Source organism: Kitasatospora sp. NPDC096204, assembly GCF_044763205.1.
Classification (GTDB): Bacteria; Actinomycetota; Actinomycetes; order Streptomycetales; family Streptomycetaceae; genus Kitasatospora.
On sequence record NZ_JBIWFT010000002.1, the window covers coordinates 197,211 to 219,375 of the forward strand.

Here is a 22,165-nt window from a genome sequence, read left to right on the forward strand (position 1 = left end):
CGGATTCTCCAGTCTGGGACGGTTCTTCGGAAGGCACGAGGAGGAGGGCCGGCGGCGTGCCGCTCAGGCGCGCGGGCTCAGGCATTCAGGCTCAGGCGTTCAGGCTCAGGCGTGCAGGGTCAGGCGCCCAGGCGCGATCGCGCGGGCTCAGGCGCGCAGGGTCGCACCGCCGTCGACGTACAGGTCGTGCATGGTGATGTGCCGCGCCCGGTCGGAGGCGAGGAACACCACCGCGTCGGCGATGTCGGCGGGCGCGGCGATCCGCCCGAGCGGGATGCCGACCCGCCAGGCTCCCAAGTCGCCGTCGATGACCAGGCGTTCGGCCGCCTCGGCGTCCTCGCCCCACAGCGCGCGCTGCATCTCGGTGTCGGTCGAGCCGGGCGACACCACGTTGCACCGCACCCCGGAGCGGGCGAGTTCCAGCCCCAGGCAGCGGGTGAACATGGTGGCCGCCGCCTTGGACGCCGCGTAGGCGGCCATCCCGGCCCGCGGCACCCCGGCGGCGTTGGACCCGACGGTCACGATCGCCCCGCGCCCGCGGGCCGCCATCCGCCGGCCGACCGCGCGGCTCGCGTGGAAGACCCCGGTGGTATTGACGGCGAAGGTCTCTGCCCAGTCCCCGTCGGTGAGTTCGACGACCGGGGCGGTGCGCAGAATGCCCGCGACGTTCACCAGCGTGCCGATCGGCCCGAGTTGGCCCTCGATCGACTCCACGACCCCGTCCACTGCCCGGCAGTCGGAGACGTCCAGCACGTACGGGCGCGCCGACGGCATCTCGGCCACCAGGGCCTCGAGCCCTTCGGGGTTGCGGTCCACCGCCGCGACGACGGCCCCCTCGGCCACCAGCGCCCGCACCACGGCCGCGCCGATGCCCTGCCCGGCCCCGGTGACCATCGCGACGGCACCGGCGAATTCGGACTGTTGCTGCACAGGACATCCCTCCGACCAGCAAGATTAGGCAAGCCTAACCTAACACAGCAGTTCGCCCGCGCCGATCGCCTGTGCGAACGTCAACTCGCCCCGGAGGCCCCACGGCGGGCGCCCCCCACCGAAGCCACACTCGGCACCACACACTCGGCCCCGCCCCCGGACATACCGAGGCCGCCCGACCCAGGACGGGGCGGGCGGCCTCGGCGCCCCGTGGCGGTGGCGCGGCAACGCGGCGACGCGGCGACGCGGGCCGCTGGGGCAGGCGGCTCGCGAAGATCAGGTCGCAGCCGACGCCACCCGCGTCGTCCGGGTTCTCCGCGCGGCGCGGGCCCGCACGCAGGGCGACACTTCGGGAGGAGGGGCTCTCCGGGGGACGGGCGGACGCGGGCGATCGACGGGAGGCCGGGGGCGTGGGCTGCCGGCCAGCCCGCGGCGGCGGTGACGGCCTCGGCGGTGAGGCCCCAGCCCCAGGCGGCGAGGGCGAAGCGGCGGAAGAGGTCGAGGATCGGCAGGCCCGCCGGCTCCATCGGCTTGCTCCCGCAGAAGCCCGGCACGGCCGGTGAGTTGTGCGCCCGGACGGCCCGCCGGCGCCGCGGCAGACAACCTTTGCCCCGTGGTGACGTGCCGCGCCGTTCGGATGCTGATTCGGACGGCGCGGTGCCGCCAAGCGTCCGGGTGGCAGAACGAGTACGTGTCCGCGAGATCGATGACGACGAGGGGCAGCGCCTGTTGCGGACCATCCGCAGAGGCACGGGGTCGGTGGTGACCTGGCGGCACGCCTAGATGATGCTGCTGTCCGCTCAGGGTATGCCCGTGGCGAAGGTTGCCGAGGTGACGTTCACGAGCGCGGACCGGGTCCGGGACGTGATCCACAACTTCGACACCGACGGCTTCGACTCCCTGCATCCGAAGTACAAGGGTGGCCGGCCCAGGACCTTCACCCTGCCTGAGCGGCGCGAGGTCAAGAAGATCGCGAAGTCCAAGCCGGCCGAGCACGACCTGCCGTTTTCGACGTGGAGCCTGACCAAGCTGGCGGACTTCCTGGTCGCCGAGGGGGTGGTCGACGACATCAGCCACGAGGGCCTGCGCATCCTGCTCCGCGAGGAAGGCGTCTCCTTTCAACGCCTGAAGACCTGGAAGACCTCCAAGGACCCTGGCTACGCGGCGAAGAAGGCCCGCGTCGAGCACCTCTACGCGATCGCCGACGCCGAGGTCATACCCGGCAAGGGTGAACCCGAAGTCATCTTCTGCATGGACGAGTTCGGGCCGCTCAACCTGATGCCCCACCCGGGCCGGCAGTGGGCCGAGCGCGCCGGCAAGCACAAGGACCCCGACCGTGAACCTCGCTGACGGCGCCGGGCGACCTACAACCGCCACGGCGGAGTACGGCACCTGTTCGCCGCCCTGGACCTGGCCAAGGACAAGCTCTACGGCCACATCAAACCGGTCAAGAAGCGCACCCAGTTCCTGGAATTCTGCCGTTACCTGCGCAGCCTCTACCCGCCCCAGGTCCGTATCGCGATCGTCTGCGACAACTTCTCACCGCACCTGACCACCAAGAAGTGCCAACGCGTCGGCACCTGGGCCGCGGCGAACAGCGTCGAAATCCCCTACACCCCCACCAACAGCTCCTGGCCCAACCGCATCGAGGCCCAGTTCACCGCGCTGCGCTACTTCACCCTCGACGGCACCGACCACGCCAGCCACAAGGAGCAGGGCAGCATGATCCGCCGCTACATCATCTGGCGAAACCGCCCTGCCGACGACCAGCGCCTACGCGCCGTCGTCGACAGGGCCAACGCGGCCTGATCCGGCGCTACACGCCGGTAGTGCCATCGATGCGTTCCCTGACCAGGTCGGCGTGGCCGTTGTGGCGGGCGTACTCCTCGATCATGTGGACGTAGATCCAGCGAAGGTTGACGTCCTGCTCCATGAAGCGACCCGTATCGGTCAGAGCATGCTCGGCGCAGTTCTCACGGGCCCGGGCGATCTCCGCGTGCCAGGTGGCGAGGGCGTCGCTCAGGGTGGCGCCCGCAGCCACATCGAAACCACCGTCGGGGGCATCCGGGTCGGCCTGCGGGTCGTAGATGGGCGGAGCCTGTTCTCCGGCGAACACGCGGCGGAACCAATTCCGCTCCACCTCCGCCATGTGCTGGACCAGGCCGGTCAGCGTGAAGCCGGACGGCGGCACGGACGCCACGGCGGCCTGCTCATCGTCCAGACCCTCGCACTTCATGGCCAGTGTGGTGCGGTGAAAGTCGAGCCAGCTTTCAAGCGTCGTGCGCTCGTCGGCGTTCAGGGGCGGCATAGGGCGATCGAAGGCGCTCATCGGTCGATTATCCCCAGCGGCCGAAGCCGTCGACAGTCGGGGCCTCACTACAGGGCGAGCCTTGCCTGATCCGGCACCAGCCGCAGCCGTGGCGCCGCCGGGCGGCGTTCCGGCGGCCGTGCAGTTCCTCGGCCTCGGCCCGGATGGCGGGCGCGCCCGAGGGCTTGTGGACACAGGCGGCCGGGTGGCGGTGGCCCGCCAGGACGGCGTGGAGGTCTCTCTCGGCGGGGCACAGCAGGGGAAACTGACGGGTCATCAGTTCCTCGTGCCCGACCATGGCGGGCACCCTAGCGCGGGACGGCGGGGGTCGTCGAAGCCTTCGCGGGGCCCGAAGAGGCCTTTGCCGGAGGTGTGGAGGCCGGAGGCGTGGAGGCGGGAGCCGCGGCGGGCGGAGCCGTCGAGCCCGCGGCATCGGCACCGGCGGCCGGTGCCGGGGAGAGGCCGGTGCAACCGCGCAGGCCGTCGCGGCGCTTGAGGGCCGCCTCGGCGGTGGCCCCGGTGACCGGCTCCGGGACGCCCTTGTCGTCGATGGTGGCCGGGGTGAAGGCCTCGCCCGTCACCTTGCCGTCGGCGGTGAGGGTGAGGGTGGTGACGCCGGTCTCGTTGGAGTTGGCGTAGTTGGAGGTGCCGTACCAGAGGAAGTTGCCGAAGCCGTACCCGATGTAGGTGTTGCCGAGCATGCCCGAGCCGACCATGGTGTGCGCGTGGGTGCCGACCACGGCGGTGGCGCCGGCGGCGGCGAGCTTCTTGGCGATGGTGGTCTGCGGTCCGGTCGGGCAGGCCTTGCCCTCGTCGCCCCAGTGCAGGTAGACGAGCACCACCGGGGCCTGCTGCTTGGCCGTCTCCACCGCCTTGACCAGGGCCGGGACGTCCAGCGCCGAGGCGATGCCCGGCTTGTTGGCACCGGCCCGCCACTTCTGGTTGGTGAGGTCCTCGACCTGGCTGGCGGCGACCACGGCGACCTTCACCCCGCGCACGGTGGTGACGTACGGGGCGTACGCCTCCTTGGCGTTGCGCCCGACGCCGACCACGGGGATCGGCGAGGAGTCCTTGGCGGCGAGGGTGTCGGTGAGGCCGTCGGCGCCGAAGTCCACGGCGTGGTTGTTGGCCATCGAGACGACGTCGACGCCCGAGTCCTTGAGCACCGACAGGGCCTTGGGCGAGGTGCGGAAGGTGTACGTCTTCGGCTCCGGGGCGCCGCGCCCGGTGATCGCGGTCTCCAGGTTGAGGACGGACAGGTCGGCGTCGGCGAGGGTGTGGGAGATCGGGCCGAGTGCCTGCTCGGGCGCCTGGACGGCCAGCCGGGCCTCGGTGCGGCCCTCGAAGTGGACGTCCCCGGCGAAGGCGACGGTGATGGTGCCGTCGGGTCGGGGCGGGGCGCTCTTGCCCGGGGCCGTGCCGGTGGGCGAGCCGTCCGGTGCGGACGCGGTGGGCGGGGCGGGGGCGGCGGAGGCGGGGGCCGGATCGGGGTCGTCCGGCCCACAGGCGGCGACGGCGGTCATTCCGACGAACAGCGCGACGGCGGCCGCGGCACGACGCATGAGTGAATCCCCCCGAGGATGATGCAAGAGCGGTCAGCCTACGCCACCGAATCACCATCACTCGGACCCGAGCCCGCAACATTCCGGCCACAAAGTATTCCGCCGACGCCGGGCCGGGGCGTCGGCGGGCGCCCCTGGACCGCACCGTCGGCCCACCCGTCCTTCTCGTCCCATTCGCCCCACCCGACCCGGCCACCGCGTCCCTGGCGCGCGGGCGGGCGGGGCGCGCAGCGTGGTGTACGGGGGCAGTGTGGTGTACGGGGGCAGTGTGGTGTACGGGGACCGGCGCGGTGTGCGGGGAGCGGGTCCCGCGCCGAAGGCCGGGAGGTGTGACGTGATGGGCAGCAATCGACTCTCCCCCACGGGCGGCGGTCGGCCTTCCCCCGCGGACGGTGGCCGGTCCTCCCCCGCCCGGGAACGCCGGATCGTGGTCGGGATCGACGGCTCAGCGCCGTCGAAGGCGGCCCTGCGCTGGGCGGTCGGCCAGGCCGTGCTGACCGGGGCGACGGTGCACGCCGTGGCGGCCTGGGAGTACCCCTCGCTGTACGGGTGGTTCGCGCCGATGGTGGACGACGGGTTCGAACGGACCGCCAGCCGCACGCTGAGTGCCGAGATCAACGAGATCCTCGGGCCGGACCGCCCGGTGGAGGTCCGGGAGAGCCTGGTGCTGGGCCACGCCGCCGACGTGCTGCTGGAGGCTGCCGACGGGGCCGACCTGCTGGTGCTGGGCAGCCGCGGGCGGGGCACCTTCGCCCGGACCCTGCTCGGCTCGGTGTCCACCCGCTGCGCGGTGCACGGGGCCTGCCCGGTGGTGATCGTCCGTGCCGACGGGACGGCCGTCGCCCCGCCGCAGGGCATGGCCGTGGCCGGCGGCGCCGAACAGGGGGCACCCGGCCGCGTGCGCACCAAGGACTGGCAGCTCAGCCTGCACGTGGTCGAGGACGAGGACACCACCCGGGTGCACGCCGTACTGGACGCCGACGGCAATGTGCTGCACAGCGACGCCCTCTCCCGCCGCAACCCGCGCGACGTCCCGGCCCCGGAGGTCGGCGACGAGTTCGCGGTCGGCCGCGCCCTGGTGGACCTCGGCCACCAGCTGCTGCGCGCGGGCGTGCACGGCGCCACCGGGCCCACCGAGGAGTGAGCACCCGTCCTCGGGTGGGTGCCGGGCGGTGGAGTGAGCGCCGACCGGTCGGGTGCGCCATGCCGGCACCGCCGGAGCAGCACCGAACCGCCGTACCATCACGGCTGCGAACCACCGAACCGCCGAACCGCTTGATCGCTGAACCACCGCACCGCTGGACCGCCGCACCGCCGTACCGTTCCTCCCGCGATCCGACCGGAAGAGCCGCACCCCGCCATGGACACCACCCCGGCCGCCGACACCCCGCCCGTCGGCACCCCGCCCACCGAGGCCCCGCTCACCGGGACCCGGGCCCCGGACTTCACCGCCGACGAGCGCGCCCGGGGCCGCGCCCTGCGCCGCGCCCAGCTGCCGTGGGCGCTGGGCGGGCGGCTGGCGGGCCTGGCGCTGACCCTGCTGCTCGGCCTCACCCCGGCGGGCGCGGCCCTGGTGACCACCACCGGCGGCTGGTTCGGCGGCTCCCGGACGGCCGGCGTGCTGGCCGGCGCGGCGGCCCTGGTGCTGCTCGGCCAGGCGCTGCAACTGCCGTTCGGCGCCGGGGCGAGGGCCGTCCGGGCCCGGTACGGGCTGGTGACCCAGGGCTGGGGCGGCTGGGCGCTGGACGCCGTACGCGGCCTCGCGCTCACCCTCGTCCTCGTCCTCCCGCTCGCGCTCGGGCTGTTCGCGCTGACCGCCTGGTCACCACAGCGCTGGTGGCTGCCGGCGGCGGGTGCGGCGGCGCTGCTGACGGCCGCGTTCTCCTTCCTCCACCCGCTGTTGATCGAGCCGGTGTTCAACCGCTTCTCCCCGATGCCTCCGGGCGAGTTGCGCGCCGCGCTGCTGGCGCTGGCCGAGCGGGACGGCGTCCGGGTGCGGGACGTCCTGGTGGCGGACGCCTCCCGCCGCACCACCGCGCTCAACGCGTACGTCTCCGGGTTCGGGGCGACCCGCCGGATCGTCGCGTACGACACGCTGCTGACCACCGCCGAGCCGCGCGAGGTGGAACTGGTGGTCGCGCACGAGCTGGGGCACGTCAAGCACCGGGACGTGCCGGTGGGCACCGCACTGGGCGCGGTCGGCGCGGCCGTCGCGGTGGCCGTCCTCGGCCTGCTCGCCGCCTGGCGGCCGCTGCTGGACGCCGCCGGGGCGACGGACGCGGCGGACCCCCGGGCGCTGCCGCTGCTGGCGGCGCTCGCAGCGCTGCTGGGCGCGCTGTCGGGGCCGCCGCAGTGCGCGGTGAGCCGCCGGATCGAGGCAAGGGCGGACCGGCACGCGCTCGAACTGACCGGGGACGCGGAGCAGTTCGTGGCGATGCAGCGCAGACTGGCCTTGGCGAACGTCTCCGATGTCGACCCGCCGAGGGTGCTTGAGCTACTGTTCGCCACTCACCCGAGTGCGACCAGCCGGATCGCCGCCGCCCGCGCCTGGCAGGCCGCACCGGAGCAGCGGGCGTCGAAGCAACGGGCGCCGGAGCGACGCGCCACCCCGGGCAAATCTGTTGTATAGTGCAACAAATATCGAGGAGGTAGGAACGCCGTGCCCGGCCGCCAGTCGTCCATCGAGACCATCCAGCGCGAGCTGACCGCCTTCGCCCGCCGCGCCCGGCACAAGGCCTCCCAGCTGCACCCCGACCTCTCCCTGGTCACGTACAGCATCCTCGACCTGATCACCGAGCGCGGCGGCTGCCGGGCCGCCGACGTGGCCGCGTACTTCATGCTCGACAAGTCCACCGTCAGCCGTCAGGTCACCGCCCTGGAGAAGCTCGGCCTGCTGGCCCGCGAGACCGACCCGGACGACCAGCGCGGCCAGATCCTGCGCGCCACCGAGGCCGGGCTCACCCTGCTGCGGGACGCCAACGAGCAGCGCCGGCTCTCCTTCACGGCGCGCTTCACCGACTGGTCCGACGACGACGTCGCCCGCTTCGCCGACTACCTGGCCCGCTACGGCCAGGAGGGCTGACCGGCACGTCGACCGGCGCCCCCTGCCCCTCCGGGGTGCGCCGTGCCACCTCCACGGTGTACAGAGGAGGAGTGCCCCTCCGGCAGCGTCCCGATGCGCCGCACCCGCCGCCCGCGCCGCATCCCCCCGACCGCCGCCGCGCCTGGCGGCCCGACCGCCGGGTGCTGACGGCGCTGACGCTCGCGCTGATCGTGCTGATCACCGTGGTCGACATCCTCTCCCCGCCGGACATCCACCTCGGCCCGCTGCTGATCGTCGCCCCCGCCATCACCGCCTCCTTCGCCGGCCCCCGGGCCACCGCCACGGTCGCCGCGATCGCCTTCGCCGCGCTGACCGTCATCGGCGTCGTCCGCGACAGTCTGACCAGCACGAACATCCAAACCCAGCTCAGTGCGCAACTGATCGTCTCGACGCTGATCATCGGCCTGCGAGTGCTGCGCGAACGGCACGAGCGCGAACTGGCCCGGGTGCGCTCGGTGTCCGAGGCCGCCCAGCGGGTGCTGCTGCGCCCGCTGCCGGACCGGATCGGACCGCTGCACCTGGCCTCCGTCTACCTGGCCGCCGAAGCCGAGGCGCAGGTCGGCGGCGACCTGTACGCGGCCGCCCGCACCGCCACCGGCACCCGGCTGCTGGTCGGCGACGTGCGAGGCAAGGGCCTGTCCTCGCTCGGCGACGCGGCCCTGCTGCTCGGCGCCTTCCGGGCCGCCGCCCACCTGCACGCCGAACTGCCCGACCTGGCCGCCTACCTGGACGGCAGCGTCAGCTGGGACCTCGCCCAGCTCGCCGAACAGTCCCGGCGAGACCGGCAGGAGCGACGGGAGCGGGGCGGGCGCGGTGACCGGGGCGAGCGGGGCGAGCGACAGGGCCTGCAGGCGCTGTCCGCACTGCCGCTCCCCGCGCCCGAGGAGCCCCCCAAGGAGAGCGGCGAGGCCGGCGAGTCCTTCATCACCGCCGTCCTGCTCGACATCCCCGACGACGGCTCCCCGGTCCGCCTGATCGACTGCGGCCACCCTCCCCCGCTGCTGCTGCGCCCCGACGGCATCACCACCCTCGCCGCCCGCCACCCCGCCCCACCGCTGGGCCTCGGCGAACTCGCACCGGTGCGGTACGAGACGGAGACCTTCCAGTTCCAGCCCGGCGACCGGCTGCTGATCTACACCGACGGCGTGATCGAGGCCCGCGACGCCCAGCGCCGCTTCTACCCACTCACCGAACGCGTCACCGCCTGGCGGTCCGAGCGCCCCACCGCCCTGCTCCATCACCTGCGCCGCGACCTGCTCGCCCATGTCGGCGGCCGACTGGACGACGACGCGGCCATGGTCGTGGTCGAGCGACTGCCGTGAGGGCGGGCGGGCGACTGACGGATGACAGACTTCAGATGACAGATTTCGAAATCTGTCATCTGTCAGCTGAAACCTGTCGACCGCCCGCCGTCGGCCTCGCCCGAAGCCCGAGCTACGGATTGCGCGCAGTCGCGGAACGTCGGCAATCACGGCTGGAGCTGCTATAGCGTGCTCCCGTGCACGAGATCTTCAGGTCACTCCCGTGGCCCTTCGAGAAGGCCGAGTTCCCTCCGAACCTCGGGGCCGTCGTTCAGTGGACGGTGGCGAACGGAGAATTCCTGGCGTTGTTCGTCGGCCACACCGAAGAGAACTCCTGGCTCGTCGGAGACGGCGTGAACGACCCGAACCCCGTCGGCGCATGCACGGCCATGTGCATCTGGGCCGCGATCGAGCACAATTCAGGCATGCGAGAGCTGGCCGACCTGCCAATCGGCTGGGCGGCCGAGCGGGACGCGCCTGGCGCTCCGTGGCACCGGTCTCCGTTTCAGCTCACCGATTAGAGCCGCCCGGCGCCGGTCATCTGCGGCGGGGCCCGCCCGACCCGAGCCGGGGCCCGATCTTCTCCGGCACTGGAACGAACTGGGCGCAGTCGGCCCGCTGCCCAGGCGTGACGATCAGGGCAGCAGGCGGCAGAAGCCGTCGGCACTCAGGTAGGTCTTGCTGATGAGACCGCCGCGCGAACGACCCAGGCCCTCGTCTCCTGCGCCACCGCCACCAGCCGGCCGGCCGACCGGCCGACGAGGCTCTGCCACGGAGTTTCGTTCTGGCGTTCCAGCGGCTCCTCCTTTGAACCGACGAGGGCCGACGGTGGATCGATGCGGGCGCCGACGTCCGGCACCGCCTGGCCGCTCGCTTACGGACGCCGCGGAGTCGAGGACGTGTGCCTGGTTGATCAGCCGGTGCACGCAGTCCTGATTGCCGACCCCGCTGCCGCTGTCGCCACAGGTCTGGTGGGCCCGTGCAGGCCGCCGCGGTCGTTGAGCGCCTGGAAGAGCGTCTGGGCGCCGTAGCGCGGGCTGCTGAACACCTCGTTGCCTACCGGACTGGCAAGGGAGGTGGCCAGGCCGGTCCGGATCCCGGTGGCCGGGTTGGCGCTCGCGGTCGCGCCGCTGGCGGGCCCGGCGTCGGTGGCGGGGTGGGACGGGCCGTGAAGGCCTCGTCGCGCAGGTGGTGCCGCTGCCGGCGAGCAGATCACGGGGCACCGGGAGGATGGCATTACGGGCGGTGCGGGTCGACCGCATCCGGTCAGCTACAGCCGGGGATCGGGTTGCCGGTGGCGCTGCCCGCCTTGGTGAGCAGACCGCACAGGGTCGAGCGGGACACCTTCCAGGTGCCGTTGTCCAGGACGGACTGGCCGGTCTCGCTCGGCTCCACCGCGTTGCCCTGGAGCGAGAGCGAGTAGGTGACGGTCGCGTGGCTCGCGTCGGTGAACGCGACGTCCTCGACTTTGGCCTGCACCTGGCCGACCTGCGGGTCCTGGGCGAAGCCCTGGAGCACCGGGAGCAGCATGTCGCCGTCCTGGAGCAGCCTGGCCTTGTCGGTGACCGACGTGCTGGGGTCGAAGAACCGCTCCCAGTTGCTGGTGACCTCCTCCTTGGCCGCGGCAGGGTCGGTGGGGGCGGTTTCGGTGGCGGCCTCCGTCGCCGGGGCGGACTCGGTGACAGTGGCGGTGGCTGTGGCGCCCGTGGCCGCCGGGGACGTGGCTGCGGAGCCGGAGCCGCCGCCATCGCCGCACCCCGCCGCCGCGCCCACGAGCAGCAGGGCGAGCAGCGCGCCCGCCGTCCGCAGAGCCCGGCCGCCGGTACCGGGGGTGCCGCTTCGCATCACGTGCATGGTCGTCTTCCCTCTCGACTGCGCCGCCCGGGCCCCGCTCTCGGTGTCCCGGATGCTGTTCCAGGCCGATCCTGGACACGTCTCACGTGACACCTTGAGGCGGATCCACGACTGAATCGCAATCCGACGGAGAAATCACCCGTAACGCCCCGGGCGTTCGCCCGTCCGGGACGGGTTCCCCCGAACTCGGGTTCCACCGGGGTCGGTTCTTCCGGACGGCCGGGAGCGGGCGGGAACGGGCGAGTCGGCTGCTCGCCGCGGCCGGCGCCGTGCCATGCCGTGCCGTGCCGTGCCGTGCCGTGCCATGACATGCCATGCGTGCTCGGCCGGCACGGGACCTCCGGTGCGCGCTTCGTCGGGCGCAGGTCCCCCGCCTGGTCTCGTCCGCCATCGTCGGCGCGGCACCGATCGGGTCCAGGGCTCTCCGGGCGCCCTTTTACGAGCTGCCAATCGAACCGGACCCCAGGGCTGCACCGCCGGAGCAGTGGCCGACCGCTCCGGACCGGCAGGAACGAAGGCAATTGGCCCTGTCGGATTACCTTTTCATGACTTCCGGATGACCTCTCCCTTCCAATCCGATGGCTACGATGACCGCACCCATGTCGATCAGAGTCGACATAGCCGGGTAGGGGGAACTGACGGTGAACCACATCCACGTCCAGACGCATGCCCTGCGCCAGTCGGCGAACGGCCTCACCGAGGCCGCCAAGACCTTCGGGCCCGTCGGGCACTGGCTCGACGACAGCCACACGGCCGCCGACAGCATGTCGGCCTGGGACTCCGGACCGGCGCTGAAGGACTGCGCCGACGCCTGGCAGGCCCATGTGAAGTCCGTCGTCGATCAACTACACGTCTATTCGAAGCAGTTGCACGATTCGGCCCACTCCTACGACCAGGCCGACCAGGAGTACGCCCGCCGGCTCGAGTCCGCGCTCAACGACCTCGGCGGTGCGGCGACGGAGCAGCAGCCGTGACGATGACCATCGCGGCGCTCAAGGCCGCCAACAGCATCGGCGTCGACGCCGCCGCCGGCTCCTGGCTCACTCTGTCCAAGCAGGCGTGGCAAGCCGTCAACGACATCCACGCCAACGGTGTCGACCCGCTCAAGGAGAACTGGAAGGACAAGGTCGGCGAGGCCGCCGGCCGCAAACTCCAGGAACAGGCCCAGATCCTGGAGGCCGGCGCGGACATCATGCGCGGCGTCGTCATGGTCCTCGACGGGCTGAGCGCCAGCATCACCCGGGCCAAACTCACCCTGAACTCCGCCCTGGACATGGCCAGGCAGTACGGCCTCACCGTCGACGAGTCCACGGCCACCGTCCACGGCAGCGGCGGCGCGGCGGCCTCCGACGACAACGTCGTCCAGGAGATCGACGCGCTACTCCAGGAGGCGCTGCGCGAGGCCGCCCAGGCCGACCGGCTGGCCTCCGCCGAGCTTCGCAAGCTCGCCGGGGCGGCCTGCGAGACCGATCCGCGCAAGGCCCTGGACCAGCTCCAGCGCGAAGCCTCACAGACCGAACTGTCCATGTACACCGGGGACATCCCCAGCGGGCAGGACCCCCGACTCGTCAGCGACTGGTGGAACGCGCTGACCGACAACCAGCGCGAGCAGCTGATGCTCTCCGATCCCGTGACCCTCGCCAACCTCCCCGGCATCCCCGACGACGTGAAGGTGGGCCTGCGCGGCGGGCCCAACGCCAAGTACGACCGGGTGAAGACCGTGCAGTGGGCGCTGGAGCACTGGAACGACACCACCATCGACGTCTTCGACGACAACTGCACCAACTTCGCCTCGGAGGCGCTGCGCCGGGGCGGCGTGCACGCCAAGTGGGACCAGTGGTGGGGCTGGCGTGGGGACGACACCTGGGGGCGCAGCGACGACGCCGGCGGCGACTGGTTCGACCAGCGGCTCGACTACTCGAAGAGCTGGGCCGGGGCGCAGAACATGCACGACTTCATGCTGCGCCACGGCGGTCGGGAGCTCACTCCGGACGAGGTGAGGCCCGGGGACATCGTCTACTACGAGGAGGACTCCGACCAGGACTCGCAGGACAAGAAGGGCGTCGTCCACCACACCGCGGTGGTGACGGCGGTGACCCCGGACGGGGACATCCGCTACACCCAGCACAGCGGCGGCCAGCAGAACGCGAGCCTGGGCGGCCGGATCGACAGCTTCCAGGAGCAGCGCGGGCACCAGAAGCTGCACTTCGTCCGCGTGAATCCGGACTGGTACTAGGCCTATGAACGAGGAACAGCGCTCTCCCCGGTGGCTGCGGGCGGGCGGCCCGTTGGTGCTCGGCTGCCTCGGGTGGGCGTTCGGCGTGCCGACGCTCCTCGCGGACGGCGACATCCACGCGCTCGTGAGCCGCTGCCAGGACAGCCCCGGCGCCCCGGCCCACGTGCTGCCGCTCGCCTGGGCGGGGCTGGTGCTCGGCATCGGCACGGTGTGCTGGGGCGGTTGGCAGCTCGTCACCGCCATCCGGCGCAGGACGTTCCGGATCGGCCTGGGGCACGCTCTGCTGTGCGTCCTGCTGCCGGTGGCGGCGATCGGGGTGCCGTTCCAGTACGCCCTCGCGCAGACCGCCGCGCACGACACCGGCACGCAGCGGAGCACCTGCTTCGGGCAGGGCCGGCTCACGGACGCCGTCACGGCGGACAGGACGGCTCCGGACACGGCGGCACCAGGTGCGACGGCACCAGGTGTGACGGCTCCGGGCGCGGCCGCTGCGGGTGTGGTCCGTGCGGGTGTGGTCGCTGCGGCCGCGGCGCGTCAGGCACGGCTCCCGGCCTGATCGCCGCCGCGCGAGCACCAGGCCGATGCCCAAGCCCAAGCCGGCGCCCAAGCCAGCGCCCAAGCCGACGAGGGCGAGCCCAGCCGGCTGCGCTCCGAGGACGCGCAGAGAGCAGAGGTCGAACATGTCGAGGCTCCTTCCCAGGGGACCAGACGGCCCCCGCTCGTGGTGCCTCAACGATGACCCCGGCCGCCTCTCCCGCACATGTGCTGACCAGCACAGTCTGAGCAACAACTCGCCCTCTGCCCCTGCCGATCGGCAGGGGCAGAGGGCGAGGGCACAACGCCACCGGAGACCTTTTCGGCCCGGTCCGGATCGGGCCGCCCCAGACCGAGGGCCGGCCACGTGATAGCCGCGGCGATCAATCCGGTGGTCGGAAAGCGCCCTGGGCTGTCGGCGCGGTCGCATGGAAGTGTCAGACCGTGCGCCACGAGGCGCCGCTAGGCCGGGCGGGGAGGAAAGGCCCCGCCGCAGGCCTGTCGCAGCAGGCCGGTGAAGCTGAGGGCGGCCTGATCGCGGAGACGCGCGGGAGGGCGGTAAGCAGCCCTGACAATGACGGGACGTCCTGGTGCTGCCGGACGGTGCGGGCCCGGCAAACGAGACGGTCACCCGGCCGTGTCACTCTTCTGGGAGGGCGGGCCGGGGAGGGGCTGCTGTCCGTCGACGGGGGGCGTGGTGGGATCGATCGGCGTCGTGTGTGTGGTGGCCGGGCTTGTCGGTGCGGGGCTGTTGCGGTGGCTGCCCGTGAGGGGGCGGGCCGACGGCCTGACGGCGGCCGGCGTGGCGGGAGTGCGGGGTGGTTCGAGAGCGGCGCTGAACGTGGCCGTCGTAGAACTCCACCTTGCGGGGGTGATCGATGTCGGCCGGCTTGGCCGACTGCGGCGGGTGGTGCACACCGGCCCCGGGCGTGACGTGACCTCGCTGCACCGAACCGCGTGGGCGGCGTTCGGCCGGGAGCTGTCGTTGGCCGATGCCGCCGCCGCTCCGGCTGTACGGCGGGCTCGGGAGGAGGTGCGCGCCGAACTGGCCGGGCGTGGCCTGCGATGCGGACGAGCCCGGCTGACGATGGCCGCCCTGCCGGCTCTTGCGGCAGGCGGTACGGGCGTGGCCATCGCGGCGCAGGAAGCCTTCTGGGTGGGCGTGCCCCTGGCCGTGCTCTCGCTCGCCGTCCTCTGCGCCCCGGCGCGGACACTGGCCGGGAGCAAGCTGTTGCGCGGGATGCGCCGCCTGCATCCGCTTCCCGGTGCCACCCCGCCCGGGCCGGAGGAGATCGGGATTCTTGCCGCGCTTCACGGGCGCCGGGCACTGCGTCTGCTCCTGCCGGAGTTCGCCGCCTATGCCGGTTTGCTCGGTGGCCGTGCCGCCAGGGAAACCGTCGCCTGATCCGAGGGCGACTCGTACGGCTCCAGCGCCCTTTCCGGTGACGGCGAAGGAGTCTGAGAGGCACCACTGAAGCTTCCGGGGGGATTCAGTGGGGTGGGTGAGTGACGGGCCGGTGCCGGCCAGACATCCGACGCGGCCGGCGGGCGTCCGTTCGGCGGGCAGCCCGTGAGCGGCGGCGGACAGCGGGGCTGCCAGGGCCCCGGGGGCCGGTCGGCCGACTGGCCACAGGGTGGTCATGGACCTCCCGACCCCGGGACGGGTGCCCACGGCGGGGGGATCAACCCGACTCCCGTCAGGCTCCGTCGTCCCGGCCAGGACCCGCCCGCCCCCGGCAGGTCCTACGGCTGGTGGACGTAGGGCGTCGTCGTGCTCAGCCAGGCGAAGCCGAGGCGCTGCAGGATGGGCCGGCTCTGGTCGCTCGCGTCGACCTGGAGGTACTGGTAGCCGAGCTCGGCCGCGAGGCGGGCGCGGTGGGCGACGAGGGCGCGGTAGATGCCCCGGCCTCGCCAGTCGGGCGCGGTGCCGCCACCCCAGAGGCCGGCGAACCCGGTGCCCGGGATCAGCTCCATCCGGGCGCCGCTGACCGGGCGGTCACCGGCCATCGCGACGACCATGCTGACCGTCTCGGCGCCGTGCCGCAGGTGGTCGAGCAGCCGCTCGCGCAGGCTGGGGCGCTCGGTGCCAAAGGCCTGTACGTGGGCTTCCATCAGCAGGTCCACCCCGGCCGGGTCCGTCACCGGGAGCAGCCGGACACCCTCGGGCAGGGCGGCATCGGTGGGAAGGTCCGCGATCCGGGCGATCATCAGCGCCTCGTCCGGCTCCGGGGTGAAGCCGGCCGCCAGCAGTCGGGCGCCGAGGTCCGCGGGGCGGTCGTGGGAGTAGGCCTTCCACTCGAACTCCAGCCCCAGTCCGGCGAAGTGGCGCACCTGTGCGGCGATGGCCGCGTCCGCCCCGGCCTCGTCCAGGCCGGACCAGACCACGCCGTTCCAGCTGTGTTCCGGACCCACCTGCCGGACCACGGCGCCGTCGCGCTCGACACGGCAGTCCGGGTCGGGCGGCGCGTTGCGTCGGAGTCGGTCGTCGAACAGGGCGAGCACTTCGTCATGATCCATCCGCTCACTCCAACACGGAGCGGGAGCGCGCGCCATCGAGTTTCCGCGCCACCTGCCGCGAGCGGCGGGCCGGGCAGGCCGGGCGGGCAGGCGGGCCGGACGGGCACTGCCCGGGGCGCGGCAGGAGGGCCGGACGGGCACTGCCCGGGGTGCGGCGGGTGGGGCGGACCTCGGCGATCACGGCGCAGCCGGGTCCGGCCGTAGGGAAGGTGCGGATGCCGCGGACGGTGTCCGCGTCCCGCTCGCCGTACTCGCGGTAGCCGCTGGGGCGCGGTGCTCGGGGGGTCGGGGGTGAGCAGCCCCTGTTCCTCGCAGTGGCGCAGGACACGCGGGGTGACGCCGGGCGACGCACGGGCGAACACCGTCGACGCCGAGGTCTTCGCCACGCACGAGGCGACGCTCCCGGCGGCGTGACAACTCCGTGCGGAATTGCGGTCGACGAGCGGATACGCACGCGGGAAGATCCGCAGGCTGAGGACCGAACACGGGGAGTCCGGTGATCACTCAAGGCGTGAAGATCACGACGCACTGCGACGACTGCGACGGTGTGCTGATACGCGACGTTGGCCAGTTCATCGACCGCGGGCAGGTGTGGTGGGGCACCGAAGGAAGGTGCCGGACCTGTCCCGCGGCGTGGTGCGAGCAGGACGGCGGCGGGCCGACTCCCGAGGAGATCCGTCAGGCGCTGCCGGCGGAGCACGGCCCCGCTCGACTTCGCCTTGCGGGGCCCGAGTCGAGCCTTGTCCCTGTCCTGCGTGCCCTGCGGGAGATTCACGGGCTCTCGCTGGCACAGGCCCGAGCCATGGCCCACGAGCTGAGGACCACCGGTCTGGTGGGCACGCTGGTCGAGATGGAGCTTGTGGCCGCTGGGCTCCGACATCGCTCGGTCGCGGCGGTCGTCGAGCCGGCGGAGGACTGACGGTCAGCGCCCCGGCCGGAACGGCTCGACAAGAGGATCAGGGATCCACACCGGGGCGGACGGGGTGGCCACGCCCGCCGGGCTGCTCGCCGGGCGGTCGGGGCGCTCCGCCGGAAGCCGCGAGCGCGGTGCCCGGGGGGATCACTGCGCCAGGTAGCCGCCGTCCACCGGCAGCACGACCCCGGTGACGAAGGAGGCGTCGTCCGAGGCGAGGAAGAGGACGGCCGCGGCGACCTCGGCCGGGGCGCCGAGCCGGCCCATCGGGTGCAGCTTCTCGATCGCCCCGAGGTACTCGGGTCCGCCGGGCTCGTCGTACAGCCGGGCGACCCGCTCGGTGGTGATGGTGCCGGGGGCGACGGCGTTGACCCGGATGCCGCGGTCGGCCCACTCGACGGCGAGGTGCTTGGTGAGGCCGGAGGCGACGAACTTGGCGGGCCCGTACACCGCCTGGCCGCGCTGGCCGGCCTCGCCGGAGATGGAGGACAGGCAGACGATCGAGCCGCCGGGCCGCTCCTGCGCCGTCATCGCCTCGATCGCGTACTTGCAGGTGAGGAACATGCCGCGGCCGTCCACCGCCATGACGTGGTCCCAGTCCTCGGCGGTGGCCTCGGTGATCTCCATCAGCGGGATGATCCCGGCGTTGGCGACCAGGACGTCCAGTCGCCCGTGCCGTTCGACGGCGGCCGCCACCATCCGGCGGGCGTCCTCGTCCCGGGCCACGTCGCCGACCACCGTGCTGACGGCGCCCGGGAGTTGCTCGGCCAGCCGGTCCAGTCCGGCCGCGTCCACGTCGGTGGCGACCACCGACGCGCCCTCCCGGACGAAGCGTTCGGCGACGGCCCGTCCGATGCCGCTGGCCGCGCCCGTCACCACACAGGAGCGGCCAGCCAGTCGCCCGGCCGCGGGGCTCCCCGCGTTCACAGTCACCATGGCGCGACTCTACCCAGCGGAGGGGCGGGAGTCGGGGGCCTTCGACCGGTGCGCCGGATCCGGCCGGTCGGCGGCTCAAATGCGGCCCGGGACACTCTGGCGGCGGCACCACGCGGGGCGACGGCCACAGAGAGCACTTGCGACGGCGACGGCGTAGCGACGGCGTAGCGACGGCGACAGCGACAGCGACAGCGGGAACGACAACGGGAACGACAACGGCGGCCGGGACCGTCGCCACGGTCCCGGCCGCCGTTCGGCCGATGTGCGGCCGCTGCTCGGCCGCCGTTCGACCGGCCTGCAGCCGATGCGCGGTGCAGGCCGCGGGAGCTACACCCGCGCGTCCGTGGCCAGGGCCTCGGCCACCTGGAGGTTGGGCTGCGGGTGGGTCAGCAGGTGTACGCCCGCCGCCAGCGCGCCGCCGACCAGCGGGGCGAGCAGGAACAGCCACAGCTGCGACAGCGCCTCGCCGCCCGCGAACAGCGCCGGGCCGAGGCTGCGCGCCGGGTTAACCGAGGTGCCGGTGAGCGGGATGCCGACCAGGTGGACGACCACCAGCGCGACGCCGATCGGCAGCCCGTCGAAGCCGACCGCGGCCAGCCGGTGGGTGACCGCCAGGACGACGTACACCAGCAGGAAGGTGAGGACGACCTCGGTCAGGAACGCGCCGCCGGCGTTGATGTGCACCTGGGAGCGCTCGCCCCAGCCGTTGGTGCCGAGCTTGCCGTGGGTCTCCAGCCCCGGCACCTGCTTCGCGAGCAGCAGGACGAGCGCCGCACCCGCGATGCCGCCGAGTACCTGCGCCACCCAGTACGACACCGCCGTGCGCCCGTCTATCCGGCGGGCGAGCAGGAAGCCGAGCGTCACCGCCGGGTTGACGTGGCAGCCGGAGATCGGGCCCAGCGCGTACGCGAGCGCGAGCAGCACGAAGCCGAACGCGAGCGCGATGCCCACCGCACCGATCGCCTCCCCCGCGAGCACCGCGGCGCCCACCGCCAGCAGCACCAGCAGCAGGGTCCCGAGGAACTCGCCGATCACCGCCCGCTTGTCCGTTCCACCCATGCGCCTGGTCCTCCTGACCGTCAGGGCAGGCGGTCCGGTACCGCCCACGTCCGGCCAACCCTGGTCGACCGTTCGAGGGATCGCATGTCGGCCGAGCGGCCCACCACCGTGTTCACGGCGCGTCCGCCTGCCGAATTACTCCGAACGGATGAAACCGTACGAAAATGGCGAGCCCAATGCAAAACGGAGGCAAAACGGGCAGACGCGGACAGGCCGGGCGGCGAACGGCCCTCGGAGGTCGGCGGGACGGCTGACAGGCCGGCCCGCAGAACGGTCGGCAGGCCGGCCGGAACGGCCTTCAGACCGTCAGCACGATCTTCCCGCGCAGGTGTCCGGCCTCACTGACCCGGTGCGCCTGCGCCGCCTCCGCCAGCGGGAACACCCGGTGCAGCGGCAGCCGCAGGGTGCCCGCCTCGTGCAGGGCGACGGCGGCCGCGAAGGCTCGCTGGTGGTACGGCTCGACGCCCTCGACACCACCGTTGAAACGCACGCCGTGCTCCTGCCCGCCCTCGAAGTCGGCGATCGTCAGCACCCGGTCGGTGCTCCCCGTCAGCTCGACCGACAGCGGCAGCACCCCGCCCCGCCCGGCCGCGTCCAGCGCCCGGTCCACCCCGCCCGGGGCGACGGCCCGCACGCGCTCGGCCAGGCCCTCGCCGTACGCCACCGGGATCGCGCCGAGTTCCCGAAGGTGGTCGTGGTTGGCCTCGCTCGCGGTGCCGATGACCGCGATCCCGCGCGCCCGGGCGAACTGGAGCAGCACGGTACCCACCCCGCCGGCCGCCCCGTGCACCAGCAGCGTCTCGCCCGGCCGCACGCCGAGGAGGTCCAGGACCCGCTCCGAGGTCTCGGCCGCCGTCGGGAGCGCGGCGGCCTCCTCCCAGCCCAGCCCGGCGGGCTTGTGGGCCAGCGCCGCCGCGTCCAGCAGCGCGTGTTCCGCGTAGGCGCCGCCCATCGTGCTGCCGAACACCTCGTCGCCGGGCTCGAAGCCGCTCACCTCGGCACCGACGGCCTCGACCGTGCCGGACACCTCCACGCCCGGCACGTAGGGGAAGACCACCGGGAACAGCCCGGCCAGCTCGCCGGTGCGCAGCCTGCGGTCCACCGGGTTGACGCCCACCGCTCGGACCGCGACCCGCACCTGGCCGGGGCCCGGGGCGGGCAGTTCGATGTCGATCGGGCGCAGCACGTCCACGCCGCCGAACTCGGAGAAGGCGATCGCCTTGGTCATGGAAGGTTCCTCGGTTCCAGGAGAGTTGGTCTGTCTTCCGACGCCTTCCATCCTGTGACCGGAGCGGCGGGCGTCCGGCCGGTCCTTCGGACGGTTCGACCTGTCCGAACGGCCAGGCGGGACCGTCGGCGCCCCGAACTAGGCTGGAGCGCATGGACGGCATGAGTGGTTCCCACGGCACCGACGGCATCGACGGCATCGACGGCACCGACGGCACCGACGGCACCGACGGCACCGACGGCACCGACGGCATCGACGGCATCGACGGCAAGGGCCAACTCCACGGCGAAGGCCGGAGTGCCGGCAAGACCCGGGCCGACGGCAAGGGCGAGGCCTGGCAGCAGCACTGGGGCCGCCCCGAGGACGCGCTGGCCCGCGCCCTCGAAGTGCTGCGCACACCCCGGCCGGACCTCCTGCGGCAGCTGTCGGCCGTGCTGGACACCCTCGTCCCGCACACGGCGCTCGCCCAGCTCAGCGGCGTCTGCACGTTCAGCCCCACGCACAACTACGGCCCGCCCGAGCTGACCGGGGCCATCGGCTCACTCGACCTGTCCCGGCTGGCCGAACGCGCGGCCGGGACGACCACGGCCGGCCGCCCCTGGCAGGGCGAGGCCGAACTCGCCGGGCAGTCCCGACCGGTCGTGGTCACGGCGACCACGCCCGGCACCGGCAGCGGCGCCGTCCTGGTCCTCGTCCGACAGGACGCCGAACCGCTCGCGGCCGGGGCGCTCGCCGTCCTCCAGCAGCTGTGGGACCTGGTGGTCGCCCACTCCGACCACCGGGCCACCGACGCCGCCCCCACCCAGGCCACCGCCTCCCGCGCCTCCGCCAACGCCCGCGCCCGCGCCATCGCCGAGTTCACCGGCACCCACAGCGCCGCGCTCACCGCGATCCTGGCGCCGCTGCGCTCGGCCGACCTGGACGACGCCACGGCCCGCCGCACCGCCACCGAGCTGGCCGTCACCGCCCTGCTCGACCTGCGCCAGGGCGCCGAACTGGACCGCACCCTCAGCGAGCAGCCCGCCGACGCCGCCTTCGCCCGACTGGTGCGCGAGCTGCGCCCACTGCTGCGGCACACCCCGGTCCAGCTCGACGTCGCGCCGCCGGCCGAGGCCGGCCGGTCCGTCCCCGCCGACGCCGCGCACACCGCCCGGGACGCCGTCCGGGTGGCCGTGCTGCTGATGCTGGAGCAGGAGAAGCCGACCCGGCTGCACGTGAGCTGGCAGCTCACGGCGGACGGCCTGCTGCGCGCCGTGGTGCGCGGCGACGGCCTCGGCGCCCTCACCGCCGACGCCCTCACCGTCCACCGCACCGCCGACCGCATCGCCACCCTCGGCGGACGCCACAGCGTCGAGGCCGTCCCCGGCTGGGGCACCACGGTGACCGTCGACCTCCCGCTCGCCCTACCCGAACCCGCCCTCGCCACCGACCCGTTGGACGGCCTCCAGCCGCGCGAACTGGAAGTCCTCGACCAGCTCGCGCGGGGCCGCCGCAACCGCGACATCGCGGCGGCGCTGCACATCAGCGAGTCGACGGTGAAGTTCCACGTCGCCAACATCCTCGCCAAGCTCGACGTCTCCTCGCGCGGCGAGGCCGCCGCCCTGGCCCACAGCGCCGGACTGCCGCGCGGGCCCGTCGGGCTGCACGCGGCATCCTGAGCACCTCCCCTTGGAAGGATTGGAAG

Annotated in this window: 20 protein-coding genes and 1 pseudogene; 12 read left to right on the forward strand and 9 right to left on the reverse strand. The window is 73.2% G+C overall.

The features are described from left to right. Positions 1–147: 147 nt before the first annotated feature. A complete protein-coding gene (locus ACIQ87_RS02600) occupies positions 148–930 on the reverse strand; it encodes a 2,3-dihydro-2,3-dihydroxybenzoate dehydrogenase (protein ID WP_402400436.1) in 783 nt (260 codons plus the stop codon). A gap of 783 nt (positions 931–1,713) precedes the next feature. On the opposite strand from ACIQ87_RS02600, the pseudogene ACIQ87_RS02605 reads away from it, so the two are divergent. Beyond that, a pseudogene (locus tag ACIQ87_RS02605) lies at positions 1,714–2,739 on the forward strand (IS630 family transposase). A 7-nt stretch (positions 2,740–2,746) separates the two neighbouring features. Here the strand turns inward: ACIQ87_RS02605 and ACIQ87_RS02610 are convergent. The 3 genes from ACIQ87_RS02610 to ACIQ87_RS02620 are packed head-to-tail and all read right to left on the reverse strand — an operon-like array spanning position 2,747 to position 4,800. Continuing rightward, the gene (locus tag ACIQ87_RS02610; protein WP_402400439.1) at positions 2,747–3,259 is read right to left on the reverse strand and encodes a DinB family protein; all 513 of its coding nucleotides are present in this window, start codon (positions 3,257–3,259) and stop codon (positions 2,747–2,749) included. Positions 3,260–3,266: 7 nt separating this feature from the next. Then, entirely contained in the window at positions 3,267–3,515 is a 249-nt protein-coding gene (locus ACIQ87_RS02615; RefSeq protein ID WP_402400442.1) for a hypothetical protein, read from the reverse strand. Between the two features lie 31 nt (positions 3,516–3,546). Next, on the reverse strand, positions 3,547–4,800 hold the full coding sequence (locus ACIQ87_RS02620) for a CapA family protein (protein ID WP_402400445.1): 1,254 nt from the start codon (positions 4,798–4,800) through the stop codon (positions 3,547–3,549). 337 nt (positions 4,801–5,137) lie between these two features. On the opposite strand from ACIQ87_RS02620, the gene ACIQ87_RS02625 reads away from it, so the two are divergent. The 5 genes from ACIQ87_RS02625 to ACIQ87_RS02645 all read left to right on the forward strand — a co-directional run bounded on the left by ACIQ87_RS02625 (position 5,138) and on the right by ACIQ87_RS02645 (position 9,725). Beyond that, positions 5,138–5,944: a universal stress protein gene (locus ACIQ87_RS02625; protein WP_402400448.1), complete on the forward strand. Its 807-nt coding sequence runs from the start codon at positions 5,138–5,140 to the stop codon at positions 5,942–5,944. 216 nt (positions 5,945–6,160) lie between these two features. Further along, complete coding sequence (locus ACIQ87_RS02630) at positions 6,161–7,429, forward strand: M48 family metalloprotease (RefSeq protein ID WP_402400451.1); 1,269 nt, start codon at positions 6,161–6,163, stop codon at positions 7,427–7,429. Positions 7,430–7,459: 30 nt separating this feature from the next. Continuing rightward, positions 7,460–7,882 (forward strand): MarR family winged helix-turn-helix transcriptional regulator, encoded by a 423-nt coding sequence (locus ACIQ87_RS02635; protein WP_392872236.1) that lies wholly within the window; start codon positions 7,460–7,462, stop codon positions 7,880–7,882. Positions 7,883–7,953: 71 nt separating this feature from the next. After that, positions 7,954–9,225: a PP2C family protein-serine/threonine phosphatase gene (locus ACIQ87_RS02640; RefSeq protein ID WP_402400456.1), complete on the forward strand. Its 1,272-nt coding sequence runs from the start codon at positions 7,954–7,956 to the stop codon at positions 9,223–9,225. Positions 9,226–9,401: 176 nt separating this feature from the next. Then, a complete protein-coding gene (locus tag ACIQ87_RS02645; RefSeq protein WP_402400458.1) occupies positions 9,402–9,725 on the forward strand; it encodes a hypothetical protein in 324 nt (107 codons plus the stop codon). Positions 9,726–10,470: 745 nt separating this feature from the next. Here ACIQ87_RS02645 and ACIQ87_RS02650 read toward each other — a convergent pair. Further along, positions 10,471–11,058 carry a hypothetical protein gene (locus tag ACIQ87_RS02650; RefSeq protein WP_402400461.1) on the reverse strand — a complete coding sequence of 196 codons (588 nt, stop codon included), beginning with the start codon at positions 11,056–11,058 and terminating at the stop codon, positions 10,471–10,473. A 641-nt stretch (positions 11,059–11,699) separates the two neighbouring features. On the opposite strand from ACIQ87_RS02650, the gene ACIQ87_RS02655 reads away from it, so the two are divergent. The 4 genes from ACIQ87_RS02655 (at position 11,700) to ACIQ87_RS02670 (ending at position 15,233) form a co-directional block, all read left to right on the forward strand. Then, complete coding sequence (locus ACIQ87_RS02655; protein WP_402400464.1) at positions 11,700–12,032, forward strand: type VII secretion target; 333 nt, start codon at positions 11,700–11,702, stop codon at positions 12,030–12,032. A gap of 2 nt (positions 12,033–12,034) precedes the next feature. Next, a complete protein-coding gene (locus ACIQ87_RS02660) occupies positions 12,035–13,294 on the forward strand; it encodes an amidase domain-containing protein (protein ID WP_402400913.1) in 1,260 nt (419 codons plus the stop codon). 4 nt (positions 13,295–13,298) lie between these two features. Next, on the forward strand, positions 13,299–13,850 hold the full coding sequence (locus tag ACIQ87_RS02665) for a hypothetical protein (RefSeq protein ID WP_402400467.1): 552 nt from the start codon (positions 13,299–13,301) through the stop codon (positions 13,848–13,850). Positions 13,851–14,525: 675 nt separating this feature from the next. After that, positions 14,526–15,233, forward strand: a complete 708-nt coding sequence (locus ACIQ87_RS02670) for a hypothetical protein (protein ID WP_402400470.1) — start codon at positions 14,526–14,528, stop codon at positions 15,231–15,233. Between the two features lie 338 nt (positions 15,234–15,571). Here ACIQ87_RS02670 and ACIQ87_RS02675 read toward each other — a convergent pair whose 3' ends face one another. Beyond that, complete coding sequence (locus ACIQ87_RS02675; protein ID WP_402400472.1) at positions 15,572–16,345, reverse strand: GNAT family N-acetyltransferase; 774 nt, start codon at positions 16,343–16,345, stop codon at positions 15,572–15,574. Between the two features lie 511 nt (positions 16,346–16,856). On the opposite strand from ACIQ87_RS02675, the gene ACIQ87_RS02680 reads away from it, so the two are divergent. Continuing rightward, positions 16,857–17,264, forward strand: a complete 408-nt coding sequence (locus ACIQ87_RS02680; RefSeq protein WP_402400475.1) for a hypothetical protein — start codon at positions 16,857–16,859, stop codon at positions 17,262–17,264. A 141-nt stretch (positions 17,265–17,405) separates the two neighbouring features. Here the strand turns inward: ACIQ87_RS02680 and ACIQ87_RS02685 are convergent, their stop codons facing one another. The 3 genes from ACIQ87_RS02685 to ACIQ87_RS02695 all read right to left on the reverse strand — a co-directional run bounded on the left by ACIQ87_RS02685 (position 17,406) and on the right by ACIQ87_RS02695 (position 20,481). Then, on the reverse strand, positions 17,406–18,194 hold the full coding sequence (locus tag ACIQ87_RS02685) for an SDR family NAD(P)-dependent oxidoreductase (RefSeq protein WP_402400477.1): 789 nt from the start codon (positions 18,192–18,194) through the stop codon (positions 17,406–17,408). A gap of 327 nt (positions 18,195–18,521) precedes the next feature. After that, positions 18,522–19,253, reverse strand: coding sequence for an MIP family channel protein (locus tag ACIQ87_RS02690; protein ID WP_402400480.1), 732 nt, complete (start codon positions 19,251–19,253; stop codon positions 18,522–18,524). Positions 19,254–19,551: 298 nt separating this feature from the next. Beyond that, a complete protein-coding gene (locus ACIQ87_RS02695; protein WP_402400482.1) occupies positions 19,552–20,481 on the reverse strand; it encodes an NADP-dependent oxidoreductase in 930 nt (309 codons plus the stop codon). A 152-nt stretch (positions 20,482–20,633) separates the two neighbouring features. On the opposite strand from ACIQ87_RS02695, the gene ACIQ87_RS02700 reads away from it, so the two are divergent. Further along, positions 20,634–22,139, forward strand: a complete 1,506-nt coding sequence (locus tag ACIQ87_RS02700) for a LuxR C-terminal-related transcriptional regulator (protein WP_402400485.1) — start codon at positions 20,634–20,636, stop codon at positions 22,137–22,139. Positions 22,140–22,165: the final 26 nt, after the last annotated feature.